The sequence below is a fragment of the Streptomyces sp. NPDC012769 genome, from assembly GCF_042901205.1.
GTDB lineage: Bacteria > Actinomycetota > Actinomycetes > Streptomycetales > Streptomycetaceae > Streptomyces.
Window position 1 is genome coordinate 1,659,258 of sequence record NZ_JBIBCP010000001.1, and the last position, 15,050, is coordinate 1,674,307.

Genomic DNA, 15,050 nt, shown 5'->3' on the forward strand with positions numbered 1-15,050 from the left:
CACGGACGATCCACGCGGCGCGCCACCGCCCAGGGAGGACACAGCCATGGAACCCCGTATCAACCTGATGACCAACGCGATCGGCGCCAAGGTCAGCAAGCGGATCTACCACGTCGGCCTGGCGATCCGGGAGTCGTCGCTGCCCAGGGCCCTCCAGGAGCTGGTGGAGCTGCGCGCCAGCCAGATCAACGGCTGCGGTTGGTGCGTCGACGTGCACACCAAGGAAGCCGCGGCCGCCGGCGAGACCCCGCTCCGGCTCCATCTGGTCGCCGCCTGGCGCGAGTCCACCGTGTTCACCGAGGCCGAACGGGCCGCCCTCGCGCTGGCCGAGGAGGGCACCCGGCTCGCCGACGCCCACCAGGGCGTGTCCGACGAGACGTGGGCCCAGGTGCGGAAGCACTACGACGACGATCAGATCGCCGCGCTGGTCTCCCTGGTCGCCATGATCAACGCCGCCAACCGGCTCGGCGTGATCACGCGCATGCGGGGAGGTTCCTACGACCCCGGCGTCTTCGCCGGCCTGTCGAGCTGACCGGCTGGTGAACCGCGGCCCGGCCCGGGAGCACGGGCTCCGGGTTCGACGTCACTCCACGATCGACGTCACTCCACGATCGCCATCTCGCGCGGGGTGTTGTTGAAGCGGCGGCCGGTGCCCTCGTCGGTGAGGGTGACGATGTCCTCGATGCGGACGCCGAAGCGGCCGGGGAGGTAGATGCCCGGTTCGATGGAGAAGCACATGCCGGGGACGATCGGACGCCGTTCGCCCTCGATCATGTAGGGCGGTTCGTGGGTGGTGACGCCGATGCCGTGGCCCGTGCGGTGGATGAAGTACTCGCCGTACCCCGCGTCCGTGATGACCGCGCGGGCCGCGCGGTCGACGTCCTGGCAGGTGGCACCGGAACGGACGGCGTCGAAGCCGGCCTGCTGGGCCTGCCGGACGAGGTCGTGGACGAGGCGCTCCTCGTCGGTCGGTTCGCCCACGTGGACGGTACGGGTGGTGTCGGAGCCGTAGCCGTGCTTCAGGCCGCCGAAGTCGAGGACGACCATGTCGCCGTGCTCGATGACCCGGTCGCCGGCCTCGTGGTGCGGGTTGGCGCCGTTGGGGCCGGAGCCGACGACGGTGAAGTCGACCTGGGAGTGGCCGTGCTCCAGGAGCAGCCGGGCCAGGTCGGCGGCCACGTCGGTCTCCTTGCGGCCCGCGAAGCGGACCTTGAGGATCTCGTCGTACGTCCGGTCGGCGGCGGCGCCCGCGGCGGCGATACGGGCGAGTTCGTGCTCGTCCTTGACGGCCCGCAGCATCGGCAGGGCCTCGGTGAGCGAGACGTACGACGTCCCGGGCAGGGACCGCTGGAGGCCGAGCAGGTGCATGGCCCAGGCGTTGTCGCTGACGCCGAAGCGGCCGTCGACGTCCAGCAGCGGCGCCGTGACGGCGTACGGGTCCTTGCCGTCGGTCCAGTCGCGCACGGTGAGGGCGGCGGCGCCGGGGGCCTTCTCCGCGTCCGGGGCCTCCAGGGTGGGGACGACGAGCACCGGGTCCTGGCCGGGGGCGACGACGAGGACGGTGAGCCGCTCGGTGATCGCGGTGGGCCGGTAGCCGGTGAGGTAGACCAGGTCCGGTCCCGGTGCGACGAGGATCCCGGCGAGCCCGGCCTCGGCGGCGGAGTCGGCTGCGCGGGCCATCCTGGCCCGGTAGTCGTCGGCGGTGAAGGGTGCGGGGCCGGGCGCGGGGCCGGTGCTCTCGGGCATGGGGTCTCCTCCTCGACGTACAGCATCCTGCCGGGCGGTCCCGGCCCCCGCGACCCGCAACGCCGGGCTCGGGAACGCCGGGCCCAGGTAGCACCAGGCTCAGGACGCTTCGGGGTTCTGCACGATGAGCCGTTCCAGGAGGGCCTGGAACTCGTCGCCGACCACGATCCTCAGCCGGCCGTCCTCCTCGCCGTGCTCGCTGAGCTGGGTGAGGGTACCGGACCGCCACCAGAAGACGTACGGGCTGATGGCGCCGGGCGTGTCCTCGTAGCCGGAGGCGGCGAAGGAGGCCATCGCGCCGAGCGCGGGCACGATGCTGGTGTCCCGGATGGGGTGGAAGGCGAGCTGGTGCCGGAAGGGCATCGCCACGAGGGCGCCGTCCTCGCCGAGCGGGCGCCCGGTGACCCGGCGGACGACGGCGTCGAGGTCGAGGACGCGGCTCGCGGTGTAGAAGGAGTCGCCGAGGATCACCTCGAAGCGCATGCCGTCGGCGTCCTTGACGGTCTCGTGGCCCTCGACGGGCAGCCCGCGCAGGTTGTTCAGCGCCCGCTCGCGCAGCCGGGCAGGGTCACCGAGCCGTTCCAGGGCCTCGTCGGTGAGGGTCATGACGCTTTCCGGCAGGTCGAGGGCGAGGACCTCGTAGAGTCCGGGGGCGACGGTCCGCGCGTAGCCGAAGGCGTCGGGGTCGATGCCCTCGCCGCTGACGACCCGCGGGTAGAGCTGGGCGTGGATCTGCTCGGGCGGCAGCGTGTCGAGGGCGGAGGGCCCGTCGAGGGCGCGCACCACGAGCCGGACGTGCCGGTCGATCAGCCGGGGCCAGATGCGGGTGCCGCGCGGGTCCTGGTGGCAGACGGCGGCGAGGTTGCCGAGGCCGAAGCGGCGGTCGGCGTCGTCGACGACGGAGTCCGCGTAGACGGTGACCTCCAGGCCCTGCTCCGCGAAGGCCGCGCGGACGGCGCTCCGGAAGAGGGCTGCCTCGCGCTCGGAGAAGTACGAGAACTCGGGGTCCCGCGGCGCGTCCTCGCCGTCCCGCCTGGGCCCTCGCCCGAACCACCCCACGTCGCCCCGCCTTTCGTCGCCGCCGTTCCCGACCGTGCCTGACGCTCCCGACCGCGCCCACCGCTCCCGCCAGCCTAGCGACCGGCCTCGGTGAGGGTGGAGAGTCGGCGGACCAACTCGGCCACCGGCCCGACCGGTTCGCCGCCCGCGTGGAGCAGTTCGGTGCGGTGGACGAGCCGGGGCGCGGCCAGCGGCACCAGGGCGGCCGCGCCCGGTACGCCGGCGGAGACGGGCAGCAGCGCGAGGCCGTGGCCCGCGGCGGCGAGCGCGGCGACGGTACGGACGTCGGTGCCCTCGAAGCGCAGGGCGGCGCGGAACCCGTGCCCGGCCGGGCCGCCGTGCGCCGCGCGCAGCCGGTCGAGCGGGATGCCGGCGTCGGGGGCGTCGAGCCAGCGGGCGTCCCCGAGGTCCGCGAGGTCGAGCCCGGTGCGTCCGGCGAGCGGGTGGTCGGCGGGCATGACCACGGCGAGGGGTTCCTCGGCGACCCTGCGGGCGGTGAGCGGGGCGACGTCGGGGAGCCGCAGCGGGTCGCTGGGCGCGGCGACGCCGTCGACGAGCCCGAGGTCGGCGGCTCCGGTGGCGACGGCGGCGGGGACCTCGTCGCGCGGCAGGGCCCGCAGGGTCACGCCGGTGACGGGCAGGGCGGCGAGGGTACGGGGGTGGAGGGCCAGCGGGGAGGCGACCAGGGTGAGCGTCTCGCGGGGCGCGGCGGCGAACCGGGCGAGATCGGCCCGGGCCGCGTCGAGCCGCAGCAGCAGCGAGCCGGCGTGTTCGAGCAGCCGTTCGCCGGCCGGGGTGGGGGCGACGGGCCTGCGGGTGAGCAGCGGCAGTCCGAGGTCGCCCTCCAGGGCGGCGATGTGCTGGGAGACGGCGGACTGGGTGTAGCCGAGGACGCGGGCCGCCTCCGAGAAGGAGGCGAGCCGGGCCACGGCGACATACGTACGGAGGAGGTGCGGGTCCATGCGCGGGCGGGCTCGGATTCCGTCGCGGGCTCAGGAGCCGTCGGGACTGGTCAACAGGTCCTTCGCGTAGTGGGCGAGGGAGCGGTTGTAGCGGGGCAGCAGCGGAGCGAGGGCGCCCAGGGCGAGGGAGACGGCCTCGCGGTCGCGGCCGGTGTCGGCGAGGGCGAGTGCGAGGAAGGCGTCGACGGCGGCGGAGAGGGCGGCCTCGTCGGCGTCGAGCCGGTCGGCCGGAACCGCCCGTTCCTCGGTGAGGAGTTCGACGCTCCGGTCCGGGCGGCCGAGGTTGCGCAGGCTGCTGGCGAGCTGGATGACCGCCCGGCGGCGGCGAAGGCCGGTGAGCCCGCCGTCCAGGGCCCGCTGGTAGAACCGTACGGCCTGCTCGGGCTCACCGGTGGAGTCGTGGGCGGCGCCCCGCTCGAAGAGGCCGACCGGGTCGTCGGCGGGGCGCTCGCCGGCGAGTTCGGCGACGCGAGCGCGGAACTCGGCCGGATCCTCGTACGTGTCGAGCTCGGCCCAGAGGGCGGCGAGACGCCGCTCCCAGTCCTCGATGTGGCTGTCCCCGATGTCGCTGGTCGTCATGGCGGCACCCTATCCCCGGGCGGGATAAGCATTCGCGATGGACGATGCAGTCTTCATCGTTGGACGTGAACGAGCGGGCGCGCCAAGGATGGTCCCCATGAACACGCACACACCCGTCCCCCGGATCGCCCTGGTCGGCGACCGTTCCCCGCACGTGAAGTCCCATGTCCGCATCCCGATGCTGCTCGACGCGCTCGGCGAGCGCGACGGGCTCGTCCTCGACGCGTACTGGATCCCGAGCGGCGACGCGGAGGAGCCGGGCGCGGTCAAGGGCTTCGACGCCGTGTGGCTGACCCCCGGCAGCCCGTACGCCAGCGAGGCGGGCGCGCTCGCCGCGATCCGCACCGCCCGCGAGGACGGGATCCCGTTCCTGGGGACCTGCGCGGGCTTCCAGCACGCGCTGATCGAGTACGCGCGGGACGTGTGCGGCCTGACCCGGGCCGCGCACGCCGAGAACGACCCGGCGGCCGACACCGGCGACCTGCTGATCGCGCCGCTCGCCTGCTCGCTCGTCGGCCACGAGGGCGCGGTTCGGGTGACGCCCGGCACGCTCGCGGCCTCCGTCCTCGGCGCGGACCGGTCGACCGAGCGCTACCACTGCGATTACGGCCCCGACAGCCGCCATCTGGACACCTTGCGGGCGCACGGGATGCGGTTCACGGGCGAGGACGAGGACGGGCAGGTACGGATCCTGGAGCTGCCCGGCCACCCGTTCTTCATGGCGACCCTCTTCCAGCCGGAGCTGGCGGGCGACGGCACCCGTCCCCACCCCGTCGTCCGGGCCCTGGCGCGGGCGGCGGCGGCGCACGCGGCGGCGGGCGCGAACTCGGCCCTCACACTGTCGGCGGGCTGAAGTCCACGGCGGCGCCCGGCAGTACGCGCACGGACCGCCCCGGGAAGTCGAGGTGGCGGAAGATCTCGTTGTGGTGGGCGACGGAGGCGTCGGGCGCCGCGTAGGGGCCGGTCGCGTCCCGTACGGAGGTGGTGTGGCCGTCGGCGACGAGCACGAGGTCGTAGCGGTGGCTGAGGGCCCGGCGGGCGGTGGTGTCGACACAGATCTCGGTCGCGAAACCGGTCACGACGAGTTCCGTGGTGCCGAGGGCCCGGAGGGCGGCGTCCAGGTCGGTGTCGAGGAAGCTGTCGGCACTGGTCTTGGCGATGACCGTCTCGCCGTCCGCCGGGGCGAGCCGGGGCACGATCCGCCAGCCGTCGCTGCCGGGTTCCAGTCCGCCGCCGTGGTGCTGGACGGTGATGACGGGGACGCCGGCCGCCCGGGCGCGTTCGCGGAGGGCGGCGATGACGGCGATGGTCTCGTCGGCCCGGTGGGCGATGTCGGCGAGCGCGTTCTGCATGTCGATGACGAGGAGCGCCGGCGCGTGGGTCATGGGCCCACGCTACCGGCCCGCCGTCCCGCACCCAGGTTCACTCCCGCCCCGGCTCAGGTCATGCGTACGACGAGGTCGGCGCGGTCCCTTCCCCGCGCCACCACGCGGGCGTTGGCCTCGTCGGACTCGGCCACCCAGCGTTCGGCGCGGGCCGGCTCCTTGCCGAAGCGGACGTGCCGGGCGACGAGCCGGGGCACGCGGTCCCGGTCGTCGAGGTCCACGTACCAGGCCTCGTCGAGCAGCGGGCGGACGGCGGCCCAGGGGCCCTCGTCGTGGAGCAGGTAGTTGCCCTCGGTGATCACCAGGGGGACCTCGGGCGGGACAAGGATCGACCCGGCGACGGGTTCTTCGAGGGCGCGGTCGAAGGCGGGGGCGTAGACAGTGACGCCGGGTTCGGGCGCGCGGAGCCGGGCGAGCAGGGCGGTGAAACCGGCCGCGTCGAAGGTGTCCGGCGCGCCCTTGCGTCCGGCGCGGCCGAGCCGTTCGAGTTCGGCCTGGGCGAGGTGGAAGCCGTCCATGGGGACGAGGACGGCGAGCCCTTCGAGCCGGTCGGCCAGCCACCCGGCGAGCGTGGACTTCCCCGCGCCCGGCGGCCCGGCGATCCCGAGCACCCGCCGCCGCCCGCCGCCCGCGAGCACCCGGGCCCGCCCGGTGAGACGTTCCATGTCCCGCGCGTCCATGCCGGGCATTGTCGCACCGGGAGGCGCACCGGTGCCGGCGCCGCCGGAATCGGTGCCGGCACCGGTGCCGGCATCGGTGCCCGAGCCGACCGTGGCCGGTGGTCGGGCCCGCCCACCCCGTGCCATCGTGGTGTCATGACCATCGAAGTCCGCCCCGCCTCGGTCTTCGAGGACGTCCGTGCCGTCATCGGACCGAAGTCCCCCACGGCCAACGTCTGCTGGTGCCTGAGCTATCGGATCCCGTCCAAGGACAACCGTGAGCTCGTCGGACCGGCCCGGGGCGAGTTCGTCGCGGAGCTGTGCCGCGCCGAGCCCCCGCCGGGGGTGCTCGCGTACGACGGCGACGAGCCGGTCGGCTGGGCCGCCGTCGCACCGCGCGCGGACACGACCTTCGCGCGCAACCGCAAGATCCCGCACGTCGACGACCTGCCGGTCTGGTCGCTGTGGTGCGTCCGGGTACGGCCGGGCCACCGGAAACAGGGCATCTCGCACGCGCTGATCACCGGCGCGGTCGAGTTCGCCCGGGCACACGGCGCCCCGGCCGTCGAGGCGTATCCGCTCGACAACGGCGACGCCCGGGTCGATCTGACCATGGCGTACGCCGGGCTCCGGAAGAACTTCGAGCGCGCCGGGTTCGTCCACGTCGCCGACACCACCTCCGTGCTCGCGGGGCATCCCCGCGTCCTGATGCGTCTCGACCTGCGTCGCTGACGGCGGCCGACCCCCTCGCCGGAGGGTCGGTGCGCCCTCGTCCGTCATACGTATTACGTTGGAGTCATGACCTCCTCCGCCACCCCGGCCACTCCCCCGCCCCCGCTGCCCGCCCTCGCCCTCGTCACGCTCGTCGTCCGCGACTACGACGAGGCCGTCGACTTCTACACCCGCGCCCTCGGCTTCGAGCTGGTCGAGGACACCGACCGCGGCGACGGCAGCCGCTGGGTCGTCGTACGGCCCCGGGGCGCCGCACAGGGGACCGGGCTGCTGCTCGCCCGCGCCAAGAACGAGACGGAGGAGGCGGCCGTCGGCGCGCAGACCGGCGGCCGCGTGGGCTTCTTCCTCCACACCGACGACTTCGGCCGCGACCACGCCCGGATGACCGCCGCCGGGGTGCGCTTCCTGGAGGAGCCACGCCACGAGCCGTACGGCTCGGTCGCCGTCTTCGAGGACCTGTACGGCAACCGCTGGGACCTGCTCCAGCCCGCCGGAGCCTGACCGAAACTCCGTGGCCACGCCCCCCGCGCCCCGGTAACGTCCCCGCTCCACCCTCCGTACGAGAGAGAACGGGCGAAGCCATGAACAGCCGCCGCGCGACCACCACCCTCTGGCGCCCCACGGGCCCCGAGGAGCTGGAGCTCGTGCGCGGCCTCGAGTGGCGGGCGTGGCCGCCACGGCTGCCCGAGCAGCCGATCTTCTACCCGGTCCTCAACGAGGACTACGCGGTCCGGATCGCCCGGGACTGGAACGTGCCGCACAGCGGTGTCGGTTACGTGACCCGCTTCGAGGTCGACACGGAGTTCCTGGCCCGCTATCCGGTCCAGCAGGCCGGTGGCGAGACCATCCTGGAGCTGTGGGTGCCGGCCGAGGAGCTCGACGAGTTCAACGCGCACATCGTCGGCACGATCGAGGTCGTCCACGAGTTCCGCTGAGCGCCCGGGGAGACCTGGGCCTCAGGCCTCGCGCCCTCGAGAAGTGAGACGGGTCGCGAGGAACTCCTCGAAAGTCACGCGCCCCTCCGCCCGTCCCGGCGTCAGGTGCCCGCCCTGGCGGAAGCCGCGGTACGCCTTCCCCGCCAGCGGCACGTTCAGCAGGGCGCGGCGCCGGCCGCTCGCCCGCAGATAGGCGCGGGCCAGCTCGGGCAGCGTGCGGACCGCCGGACCGCCCAGGTCGGGGACGCGGCCTGCGGGTGCGCCGAGGGCCAGCTCGCAGAGCCGGTCGGCGACCTCGGAGACCTCGACCGGCTGGTCGCTGACGCCCGCCGGGAGCAGCATGACGGGCAGCTTCGCCGTGCCCTCCAGGACCTGGAGGACGAGGTCGTGGAACTGGGTCGCCCGCAGGATCGTCCAGCCGAGCCCCGACTCCTCGACGATCCGCTCGACGGCGAGCTTGGCCCGGTAGTAGCGGAGCGGCACGCGGTCCACGCCGACGATGGAGATGTAGACGAGGTGCCGCACCCCGGCCCGGCGGGCCGCCGCGACCAGGTTCCGGGCCGCCTGCTCGTCCCCGCCGCGCGGGGTGCTGGCGCAGTGCACGACGGTGTCCACGCCCGCGAGGGCCTCGTCGAGGCCGGGCCCGCCCTCGCGCAGGTCGACGGCGTACGGCTGGGAGCGCCGGCTGAGCACCCGCACCTCCTCGACCTGCTCGCCGCCCCGCTTCCCGTACGCGCGCAGCCGCTCGGTGACGAGCCGGCCGAGGGGGCCGGTGCCGCCGGTCACCAGGATCGTGGTCATCGCAGTCGCCTTCCTCTCGATGTCGATGCCTTGATGTCGATGTCGACATCCAGAGGACCGGCGCGGGCTCAGGAATGTGACAGGGCGGCGAACTGCCGCTCCGCGAAGACCAGCTTGTCGGGGTTCGTCACCATCCGCACCCCGACGACGGCACCGTCCCGCACCTCGAAGGACGCCACGGCGAGCAGCCGGCCCGCCGCGTGGGCCACCAGGGCGGGGGCACCGTTGGCCTCGGCGGCGAGCAGGCCGATGCCGGCCAGACCGTCGGAACGCCGCAGGACTCCGGCGAGGAAGCGCAGGACCTTCTCCCGGCCGAACACTGGCCGGAGGGCCGAGGTGACCTTGCCGCCGCCGTCGCTCCACCAGACGACGTCCTCGGCGAGGATCCGCTCCAGACCCGCGAGATCGCCTTCGCGGGCGGCCGCGACGAACGACTCGACGAGCGCGCCCCACCGTTCCTCCGACGGCGGTTCGAAGCGGGGCTCGTCCTCCGCCACCCGTCGCACCGCCCTCCGGTACAGCTGGCGGCAGTTGGCCTCGCCCAGGTCGAGGACCCCGGCGATCTCCCGGTGGCCGTAGCCGAACGCCTCGCGCAACACGTACACGGCCCGCTCGGTCGGCGTGAGCCGTTCGAGGAGGACGAGCAGCGCCGTCGACACGGAGTCGCGCGACTCGGCGGACTCCAGCGGGCCGAGCCCGCCCGGCTGTCCGTCCCGGCCCGTCCCGGTGAACACCGGCTCCGGCAGCCACGGCCCCGGATACTCCTCGCGCCGCGCACGGGCCGAGGTGAGCCGGGTGAGGCAGAGGTTGGTGACGACCTTGGCGAGCCAGGCCCCCGGACGCTCGATCGTCGCCCGGTCCGCCCCGCGCCACCGCAGATAGGCGTCCTGGACGACGTCCTCCGCCTCGTCGGCGGACCCCAGCATGCGGTAGGCGAGGCCGAACATCCGGCCCCGGTGGGAGAGGAATTCCTCGGCGGCGGCCTCGCCGTCGGAGGAGGGCAGCGCGGGTGACGTCACATCCCGAAGAATCCCACACCCACCGCAGGCCGCAGCAGGTCAGCCCCGCACAGGTCGGCCCAGCCGGGCGGCGAGCCGGGCGAGGGCCTCGGCGTCCGGGCTGCCGTCCGCCGCGCTGTACACGTGCACGACGAGACCCGACTCGCCGGGCGCGGCGGGCACGTGCAGGGTCTCGAAGTCGAGGGTGAGCAGCCCGGCCTCCGGGTGGCGGACCCGCTTGCGGCCGGCCGCGCACATGACGATCTCGCCGGTGGCCCAGATGGCGCGGAAGTCGGCGCTCCGCTCCGACAGTTCGGTGATCAGCGCGGCAATCCCGGCGTCGTCGGGCCAGCGCCCGGCGGCGACCCGCAGCTGACCGACGGCCTCGGCGGCCCGGTCCCGCCAGTCCGGCTGGACCTGCCGGGAGGCGGGGTCGAGAAACAGGAAGCGGGCGTTGTTGCCGTCCCGTCGCCGGGGGTCGTCGACGCCGCCGATCAGTTCGGCGCCGAGGGCGTTCCACGCCACCACGTCGAGCCGGTGGTCGGTCGCGAAGGCGGGCAGTCCGGCCATGCTGTCCAGGACCCGCCGCAGGAGCGGGCTGACCCGCGCCGCCGGGGCGGGCCCGCGCCGGTCGCAGGCGAGGGTGGTGAGGTGGGCACGCTCGGCCGTGTCCAGGCCGAGCGCCCGCGCCAGCGCGTCGACCACCTCGGGCGACGGCTGGGTGGCCCGACCCTGTTCCAGGCGTACGTAGTAGTCGACGCTGATCCCGGCGAGCTGGGCCAGCTCCTCCCGCCGCAGCCCGCGCACCCGGCGCCGTCCCCCGGGCGCGATCCCGACCCGCTCCGGCGCGACCCGCCCCCGCCGGGCCCGCAGGAAGCCCCCCAGGGCCCGTCCACGGTCGCCCGCCCCGTCCACCCCGTACACCGTCTCCATGGGAGCAAGTATGGGTGGCCCTGCCAGTACCAGGACTGCCGGTCCTGCGGTGGGACAGGGTTCTGGTTACGGGCGAACGCCCGCGAGAACGTGACGACATGCAGCAGAACGCGTCCAAGAACGTCCTCGTCGTCAGCGCCCACCCCGAGCCGCGCTCCCTCAACGCCGCCCTCACCGACTTCGCCGTCGACCACCTGCGGGCGGCCGGACGCCAGGTGCGGGTGTCCGACCTGTACGCGATGAAGTGGAAGGCCGGCGTCGACGCCGATGACTTCCCGGACCACCCGGCGGACGAACGTCTCGACGTGCTCGCCGGACAGGAGCGCGCCACCCTGGCGGGCCGGCTGACCGCCGACGTCGCCGCCGAGCAGGAGAAGCTGCTCTGGTCGGACGCGCTCGTCCTCCAGTTCCCGATGTGGTGGTTCTCCGTGCCCGCGATCCTCAAGGGCTGGATCGACCGGGTCTTCACCAACGGCTTCGCCTACGGCCCTTCCGTCCCCCCGCCGTACAGCGAGGGCGCCCTCGGCGGCCGCCGTGCCCTGCTCTCGACGACGGTCGGCGCACGGGAGACCGCCTTCTCCGACCGCGGCATCCACGGCGACCTCGAAAGCGTCCTCCACCCGCTGCAGCACGGGCTGCTGTGGTTCGCGGGCATCCAGCCGCTGGAGCCGTTCGCCGTGTACGGCACGGTCGACCTGCCCGAGGAGCGCTTCGCCGCCGCCAAGGAGGCCTACGCCCGCCGCCTCGACGCCCTCTTCACAGCCGCCCCCGTCCCGTACCGCTCCCTCACCGGCGGCGACTACGACCACGCCATGCGCCTGCTCCCCGGCCGGGAGGCACCGGGCACGCGCGGCCTCGACCTGCACCGTCGCTAGAGGTCGAGTTCGGCGCGGACCGTCTTGCCGACGGGGAGGCGGTCCAGGACCTGCCAACGGGAGGCGAGGGCGTCGACGAGGAGGAGGCCGCGGCCGGAGTCGGAGAGGGGGGTGGGCGGGCGGAGACCGGGGCGGTGTTCGGTGCGGGTGTCGGCGACGTCGATGCGGAGGTGGCGCTCCGGCTCGTACGCGAGGGTCAGCTCGAAGTCCCGGCCGGGGACGCGGCCGTGGGTGACGGCGTTCGCGGCGAGCTCGGCGACGATCTGGGCGACGGTGTCGGAGGTGGTGCTGCCGTGCGGGACGCCCCAGCGGTCGAGCTGGTGGAGCGAGAGCCGGCGGGCGAGGCGGGCGCCGCGCGGGGTCGAGCTGAAGCGCTGGGTGAACACACGTACGGTAACCGGCTCTTGGCGGGTCTGCGGGGAAGTCATGGGGCCAATGTGGCGGCGCCGGAGGCGGGTCCCCAGGTCAGAAACTCGTACGCTCCGTAAGCGTACGAGCTCGGAGGGTAGACAGTACTCGTCACCGCCCGTGAGCATTCGGGGTGGGAGGTGTACGTGATGACGACGGACGACAACGCGGAACCGGAGACCTCGGACAGCCTGAAGGCATTCGGGGAGGTGCTCAAGGCGTTCCGCAGGCGGGCGCGGCTCACCCAGGAGGAGTTCGCCCCGCAAGTGGGCTACTCGGTGGAGACGGTCTCCTCCGTGGAGCAGGGGCGCCGGTTCCCCTCGCCGAAGCTCGTGGACAAGTCGGAGGAGGTCCTCGACGCGTTCGGGGCGATCAAGGGGGCGGCGAAGCACCTGTCGCGGGAGCCGGGGCTCGCGAACTGGTTCCGGCGCTGGGCGGCGCTGGAGAAGAAGGCGCTGTGCCTGTACACGTACGAGAGTCGACTCGTACCGGGGCTGCTCCAGACCGAGGCGTACCAGCGCACGCTCTTCGAGGAGCAGTTGCCGCCAATGGGCGATGCCGAGATCCAGGAGAACCTCGACGCCCGTATGAAGCGGACCAAGTTGCTCACCGAGCGGCCCAACACCGCGTACAGCTTCATCATCGAGGAGCATGTGCTGCGCAGGGAAACGGGCGGGCCGGAGGTGCACCGAGCGCAGATCGAGCACATCCTGTGGATGTCCGAGCAGCGCAACATCGAGATCCAGGTGATGGAGCAGAGTCGCACCCATCACGCTGGGCTCGCCGGTCCCATGCAGTTACTGGAGACACCCGAGAACCGCTGGTACGCGTATATCGAGGGTCAGCGGGCCGGGCTGCTCATCTCCGAGGCGAAAGACGTCGGCATCCTCCAAATGCGGTATGCCAGGATGCGGTCACAGGCTCTTACCCTGGAAGACTCCCAGAGCCTGTTGCGGCAGATGCGAGGAGCTACATGAGCACCACAGACCTGGCCTGGTTCAAGAGCAGCTACAGCAGCAGCGGTGACGGCGACTGCGTCGAAGTCGCCCTCTCCTGGCACAAGTCGACGTACAGCGGCGGTTCCGGCGACGACTGCGTCGAGGTCGCCGCCTGCCCCACCACCGTCCACGTCCGTGACTCCAAGCGGCCCGAGGACGCCCAGCTCGCCCTCGCGCCCGCCGCCTGGGGTGCGTTCGTGGCCGGGTGCGAGCGGCTGTAATGGCCTATCTGGACGACCTGTTCTCCCTCTCCGGCCGCACCGCCCTCGTCACCGGCGGCAGTTCCGGGATCGGCAAGGGCATCGCCCGCGCCCTCGCGCGGGCCGGGGCGTCCGTCGTGATCGTCGCGCGGCGGGAGGCGGAGCTGAAGACCGCCGTCGACGAGTTGACCGAGCTCGGCGCGACCGCCGCCTGGGTGAGCGGTGACCTCGGCTCCCGTGACGGGGTGCGGGCAGCGGCCGAGGAGGCCGTCACCGTGCTCGGCGGGGAGCCGGACATCCTCGTCAACTCCGCCGGGATCAACCTGCGTCCGCCGCTCTCCGAGCTCGGTGACGACGTCTGGGACCGGACGATGGCCGTGAACCTGGAGGCGCCGTTCCTGCTCGGGCAGCGCTTCGGGCCCGGCATGGCCGAGCGGGGCTTCGGGCGCATCATCCACGTCACCTCCCAGCAGGCGCACCGGGCGTTCGTGCAGTCCGGTGCGTACGGGGTGTCCAAGGGCGCCCTGGAGTCCCTCGCCCGTTCGCAGGCGGAGGCGTGGTCGCCGTACGGGGTCACCGTGAACACCCTCGTTCCGGGCTTCGTGATGACCCCGCTCAACGTGCGGCTCTCCTCCGACCCCGTGAAGGTCGCGGAGCTCGCCGCCCGCACGATGGTCGGGCGCAACGGCCTCGCAGAGGACTTCGAGGGGGCGGCCGTCTTCCTGGCGAGCCGGGCCTCCGCGTACGTCACGGGGCAGGCGATCTTCGTGGACGGCGGCCTGTCCGTCCACTGAGGGCGCCCGCTAGGGCCGCGGTTCCTCCTCGCCTTGCGGGAGCGCCGCGGCCAGCCGGGCCCTGAGCTCGGCGTTCTCGGCCTCCAGGGCGTGGATCCGCTTCCGGGCGAAGTAGAGCTCGACCACGGCGTCCTGGAACTCGCCGACCAGCTCTTCGGGGGTGAGCTGCACCATCGTTTCTCCTCCCTCCCCTAGACCAGGGCAATCCGGCGGGGCGTGCCGCCGCTCTCGCGCCACCACAGGTCGCCGTCCTGGGAGTAGAGGACGCCGCCGCCGGTGGCGGAGACGGTCCCGGTGGGCGGTGTCGTGACGTTCCCGATCTCGACGGTGCCCTCCACGAGGAGACCCGGCTTGTCCGTGCGCTGCACGATGTGGACCTGGGCGCGCGGGTTGGCGCCGCGGTCGATGCCGATGCCGATGAGGCCGTTGCCCTCGACGGTGAGGTCCTCGCGGCCGGCGTTGTTGCGCAGGACGAGCAGGGCGCCGGTGGTCGGGCCCTGGGTCGCCGTGAGGAAGATGCCCTGGGAGGCGGTGCCCGCGGTCTGCAGGTCGATGGAGAGGGCGGAGGCGCCGGCGTCGGAGCCGTCGGCGTAACCGACGTGGGCGATCTTGAGGGTGCCGCGGTCGGTGCGCTCCGTGCCCCGCAGGTACATGGCCGAGGTCATGGGGTTCTTGGAGACGACGTTGAGGGCGGAGCCGGCGCCCTCGGTCGCCTCCAGGACGACGGTCGCCGCGTTGCCGGTGGTGTTGGTCGACTTGACGTACAGGCCCTCGCCGGGCGCTGCCGCGTAGTACCGCGGGGCGGTCACCTGGCCCTGCGCGACGACCGGACCGGTGAAGGTGGTGGTCTCCCCCGCCGCCTCGGCCTCGGTCGCCGTCCCTCCGACGGCGACGGTCACGGCTCCCGCCGTGAATCCCCCCATGAACAGCCTTCTCGTGACGGCCATGCGCCCCTCCCCTTGATCGTTCGACCTCATGGGCCGGTC

At 73.5% G+C, this 15,050-nt stretch carries 21 protein-coding genes; 9 read left to right on the plus strand and 12 right to left on the minus strand.

Features of this window, described 5'->3' with window-relative positions; genetic code table 11:
• Window positions 1-46: 46 nt before the first annotated feature.
• Window positions 47-532 carry a carboxymuconolactone decarboxylase family protein gene (locus tag ACFY7C_RS07435; RefSeq protein ID WP_389645100.1) on the plus strand — a complete coding sequence of 162 codons (486 nt, stop codon included), beginning with the start codon at window positions 47-49 and terminating at the stop codon, window positions 530-532.
• A gap of 68 nt (window positions 533-600) precedes the next feature.
• Here the strand turns inward: ACFY7C_RS07435 and ACFY7C_RS07440 are convergent, their stop codons facing one another.
• The 4 genes from ACFY7C_RS07440 to ACFY7C_RS07455 all read right to left on the minus strand — a co-directional run bounded on the left by ACFY7C_RS07440 (window position 601) and on the right by ACFY7C_RS07455 (window position 4,346).
• Window positions 601-1,746 carry an aminopeptidase P family protein gene (locus ACFY7C_RS07440; protein ID WP_389645103.1) on the minus strand — a complete coding sequence of 382 codons (1,146 nt, stop codon included), beginning with the start codon at window positions 1,744-1,746 and terminating at the stop codon, window positions 601-603.
• Window positions 1,747-1,845: 99 nt separating this feature from the next.
• A complete protein-coding gene (locus ACFY7C_RS07445) occupies window positions 1,846-2,805 on the minus strand; it encodes a hypothetical protein (RefSeq protein ID WP_389645105.1) in 960 nt (319 codons plus the stop codon).
• Between the two features lie 74 nt (window positions 2,806-2,879).
• Window positions 2,880-3,767 carry a LysR family transcriptional regulator gene (locus ACFY7C_RS07450; RefSeq protein WP_389645108.1) on the minus strand — a complete coding sequence of 296 codons (888 nt, stop codon included), beginning with the start codon at window positions 3,765-3,767 and terminating at the stop codon, window positions 2,880-2,882.
• Between the two features lie 30 nt (window positions 3,768-3,797).
• On the minus strand, window positions 3,798-4,346 hold the full coding sequence (locus ACFY7C_RS07455; RefSeq protein WP_389645110.1) for a tetratricopeptide repeat protein: 549 nt from the start codon (window positions 4,344-4,346) through the stop codon (window positions 3,798-3,800).
• 97 nt (window positions 4,347-4,443) lie between these two features.
• On the opposite strand from ACFY7C_RS07455, the gene ACFY7C_RS07460 reads away from it, so the two are divergent.
• Entirely contained in the window at window positions 4,444-5,199 is a 756-nt protein-coding gene (locus ACFY7C_RS07460) for a hypothetical protein (RefSeq protein ID WP_389645113.1), read from the plus strand.
• Here ACFY7C_RS07460 and ACFY7C_RS07465 read toward each other — a convergent pair.
• Together ACFY7C_RS07465 and ACFY7C_RS07470 are read right to left on the minus strand one after the other, a co-directional pair.
• Complete coding sequence (locus tag ACFY7C_RS07465; protein WP_389645116.1) at window positions 5,180-5,731, minus strand: isochorismatase family protein; 552 nt, start codon at window positions 5,729-5,731, stop codon at window positions 5,180-5,182. The genes ACFY7C_RS07460 and ACFY7C_RS07465 overlap by 20 nt on opposite strands.
• 53 nt (window positions 5,732-5,784) lie before the next feature.
• Complete coding sequence (locus ACFY7C_RS07470) at window positions 5,785-6,411, minus strand: nucleoside/nucleotide kinase family protein (protein WP_389645118.1); 627 nt, start codon at window positions 6,409-6,411, stop codon at window positions 5,785-5,787.
• Window positions 6,412-6,546: 135 nt separating this feature from the next.
• On the opposite strand from ACFY7C_RS07470, the gene ACFY7C_RS07475 reads away from it, so the two are divergent.
• From ACFY7C_RS07475 to ACFY7C_RS07485, 3 genes are all read left to right on the plus strand, one after another.
• Window positions 6,547-7,122, plus strand: coding sequence for a GNAT family N-acetyltransferase (locus ACFY7C_RS07475; RefSeq protein WP_389645121.1), 576 nt, complete (start codon window positions 6,547-6,549; stop codon window positions 7,120-7,122).
• Window positions 7,123-7,227: 105 nt separating this feature from the next.
• On the plus strand, window positions 7,228-7,623 hold the full coding sequence (locus tag ACFY7C_RS07480; protein ID WP_389646057.1) for a VOC family protein: 396 nt from the start codon (window positions 7,228-7,230) through the stop codon (window positions 7,621-7,623).
• Window positions 7,624-7,703: 80 nt separating this feature from the next.
• Window positions 7,704-8,057 carry a hypothetical protein gene (locus tag ACFY7C_RS07485; protein WP_389645123.1) on the plus strand — a complete coding sequence of 118 codons (354 nt, stop codon included), beginning with the start codon at window positions 7,704-7,706 and terminating at the stop codon, window positions 8,055-8,057.
• Between the two features lie 21 nt (window positions 8,058-8,078).
• On the opposite strand, the gene ACFY7C_RS07490 is transcribed toward ACFY7C_RS07485, so the two are convergent.
• The 3 genes from ACFY7C_RS07490 to ACFY7C_RS07500 all read right to left on the minus strand — a co-directional run bounded on the left by ACFY7C_RS07490 (window position 8,079) and on the right by ACFY7C_RS07500 (window position 10,789).
• Window positions 8,079-8,858: an SDR family oxidoreductase gene (locus tag ACFY7C_RS07490; protein ID WP_389645126.1), complete on the minus strand. Its 780-nt coding sequence runs from the start codon at window positions 8,856-8,858 to the stop codon at window positions 8,079-8,081.
• Between the two features lie 68 nt (window positions 8,859-8,926).
• Window positions 8,927-9,877: an RNA polymerase sigma-70 factor gene (locus ACFY7C_RS07495; RefSeq protein ID WP_389645128.1), complete on the minus strand. Its 951-nt coding sequence runs from the start codon at window positions 9,875-9,877 to the stop codon at window positions 8,927-8,929.
• Window positions 9,878-9,916: 39 nt separating this feature from the next.
• Window positions 9,917-10,789, minus strand: coding sequence for a helix-turn-helix transcriptional regulator (locus ACFY7C_RS07500; RefSeq protein WP_389645131.1), 873 nt, complete (start codon window positions 10,787-10,789; stop codon window positions 9,917-9,919).
• Between the two features lie 98 nt (window positions 10,790-10,887).
• Here ACFY7C_RS07500 and ACFY7C_RS07505 point away from each other — a divergent pair, with 98 nt between their 5' ends.
• Window positions 10,888-11,664: an NAD(P)H-dependent oxidoreductase gene (locus ACFY7C_RS07505; protein WP_389645134.1), complete on the plus strand. Its 777-nt coding sequence runs from the start codon at window positions 10,888-10,890 to the stop codon at window positions 11,662-11,664.
• Here ACFY7C_RS07505 and ACFY7C_RS07510 read toward each other — a convergent pair.
• A complete protein-coding gene (locus ACFY7C_RS07510) occupies window positions 11,661-12,092 on the minus strand; it encodes an ATP-binding protein (RefSeq protein ID WP_389645137.1) in 432 nt (143 codons plus the stop codon). The genes ACFY7C_RS07505 and ACFY7C_RS07510 overlap by 4 nt on opposite strands.
• A gap of 129 nt (window positions 12,093-12,221) precedes the next feature.
• Here ACFY7C_RS07510 and ACFY7C_RS07515 point away from each other — a divergent pair, with 129 nt between their 5' ends.
• From ACFY7C_RS07515 to ACFY7C_RS07525, 3 genes are read left to right on the plus strand one after another with little or no spacing between them, the layout of a single operon-like run.
• Window positions 12,222-13,049 (plus strand): Scr1 family TA system antitoxin-like transcriptional regulator, encoded by an 828-nt coding sequence (locus ACFY7C_RS07515; RefSeq protein WP_389645140.1) that lies wholly within the window; start codon window positions 12,222-12,224, stop codon window positions 13,047-13,049.
• Window positions 13,046-13,291 carry a DUF397 domain-containing protein gene (locus tag ACFY7C_RS07520; RefSeq protein ID WP_389645143.1) on the plus strand — a complete coding sequence of 82 codons (246 nt, stop codon included), beginning with the start codon at window positions 13,046-13,048 and terminating at the stop codon, window positions 13,289-13,291. The genes ACFY7C_RS07515 and ACFY7C_RS07520 overlap by 4 nt, the downstream gene beginning before the upstream one ends.
• Window positions 13,291-14,064 carry an SDR family NAD(P)-dependent oxidoreductase gene (locus tag ACFY7C_RS07525; RefSeq protein ID WP_389646060.1) on the plus strand — a complete coding sequence of 258 codons (774 nt, stop codon included), beginning with the start codon at window positions 13,291-13,293 and terminating at the stop codon, window positions 14,062-14,064. Before ACFY7C_RS07520 ends, ACFY7C_RS07525 begins: the two co-directional genes overlap by 1 nt.
• 9 nt (window positions 14,065-14,073) lie before the next feature.
• On the opposite strand, the gene ACFY7C_RS07530 is transcribed toward ACFY7C_RS07525, so the two are convergent.
• Together ACFY7C_RS07530 and ACFY7C_RS07535 are read right to left on the minus strand one after the other, a co-directional pair.
• Entirely contained in the window at window positions 14,074-14,238 is a 165-nt protein-coding gene (locus ACFY7C_RS07530; RefSeq protein WP_389645146.1) for a hypothetical protein, read from the minus strand.
• A 17-nt stretch (window positions 14,239-14,255) separates the two neighbouring features.
• A complete protein-coding gene (locus ACFY7C_RS07535; protein WP_389645149.1) occupies window positions 14,256-15,011 on the minus strand; it encodes a hyaluronoglucosaminidase in 756 nt (251 codons plus the stop codon).
• Window positions 15,012-15,050: the final 39 nt, after the last annotated feature.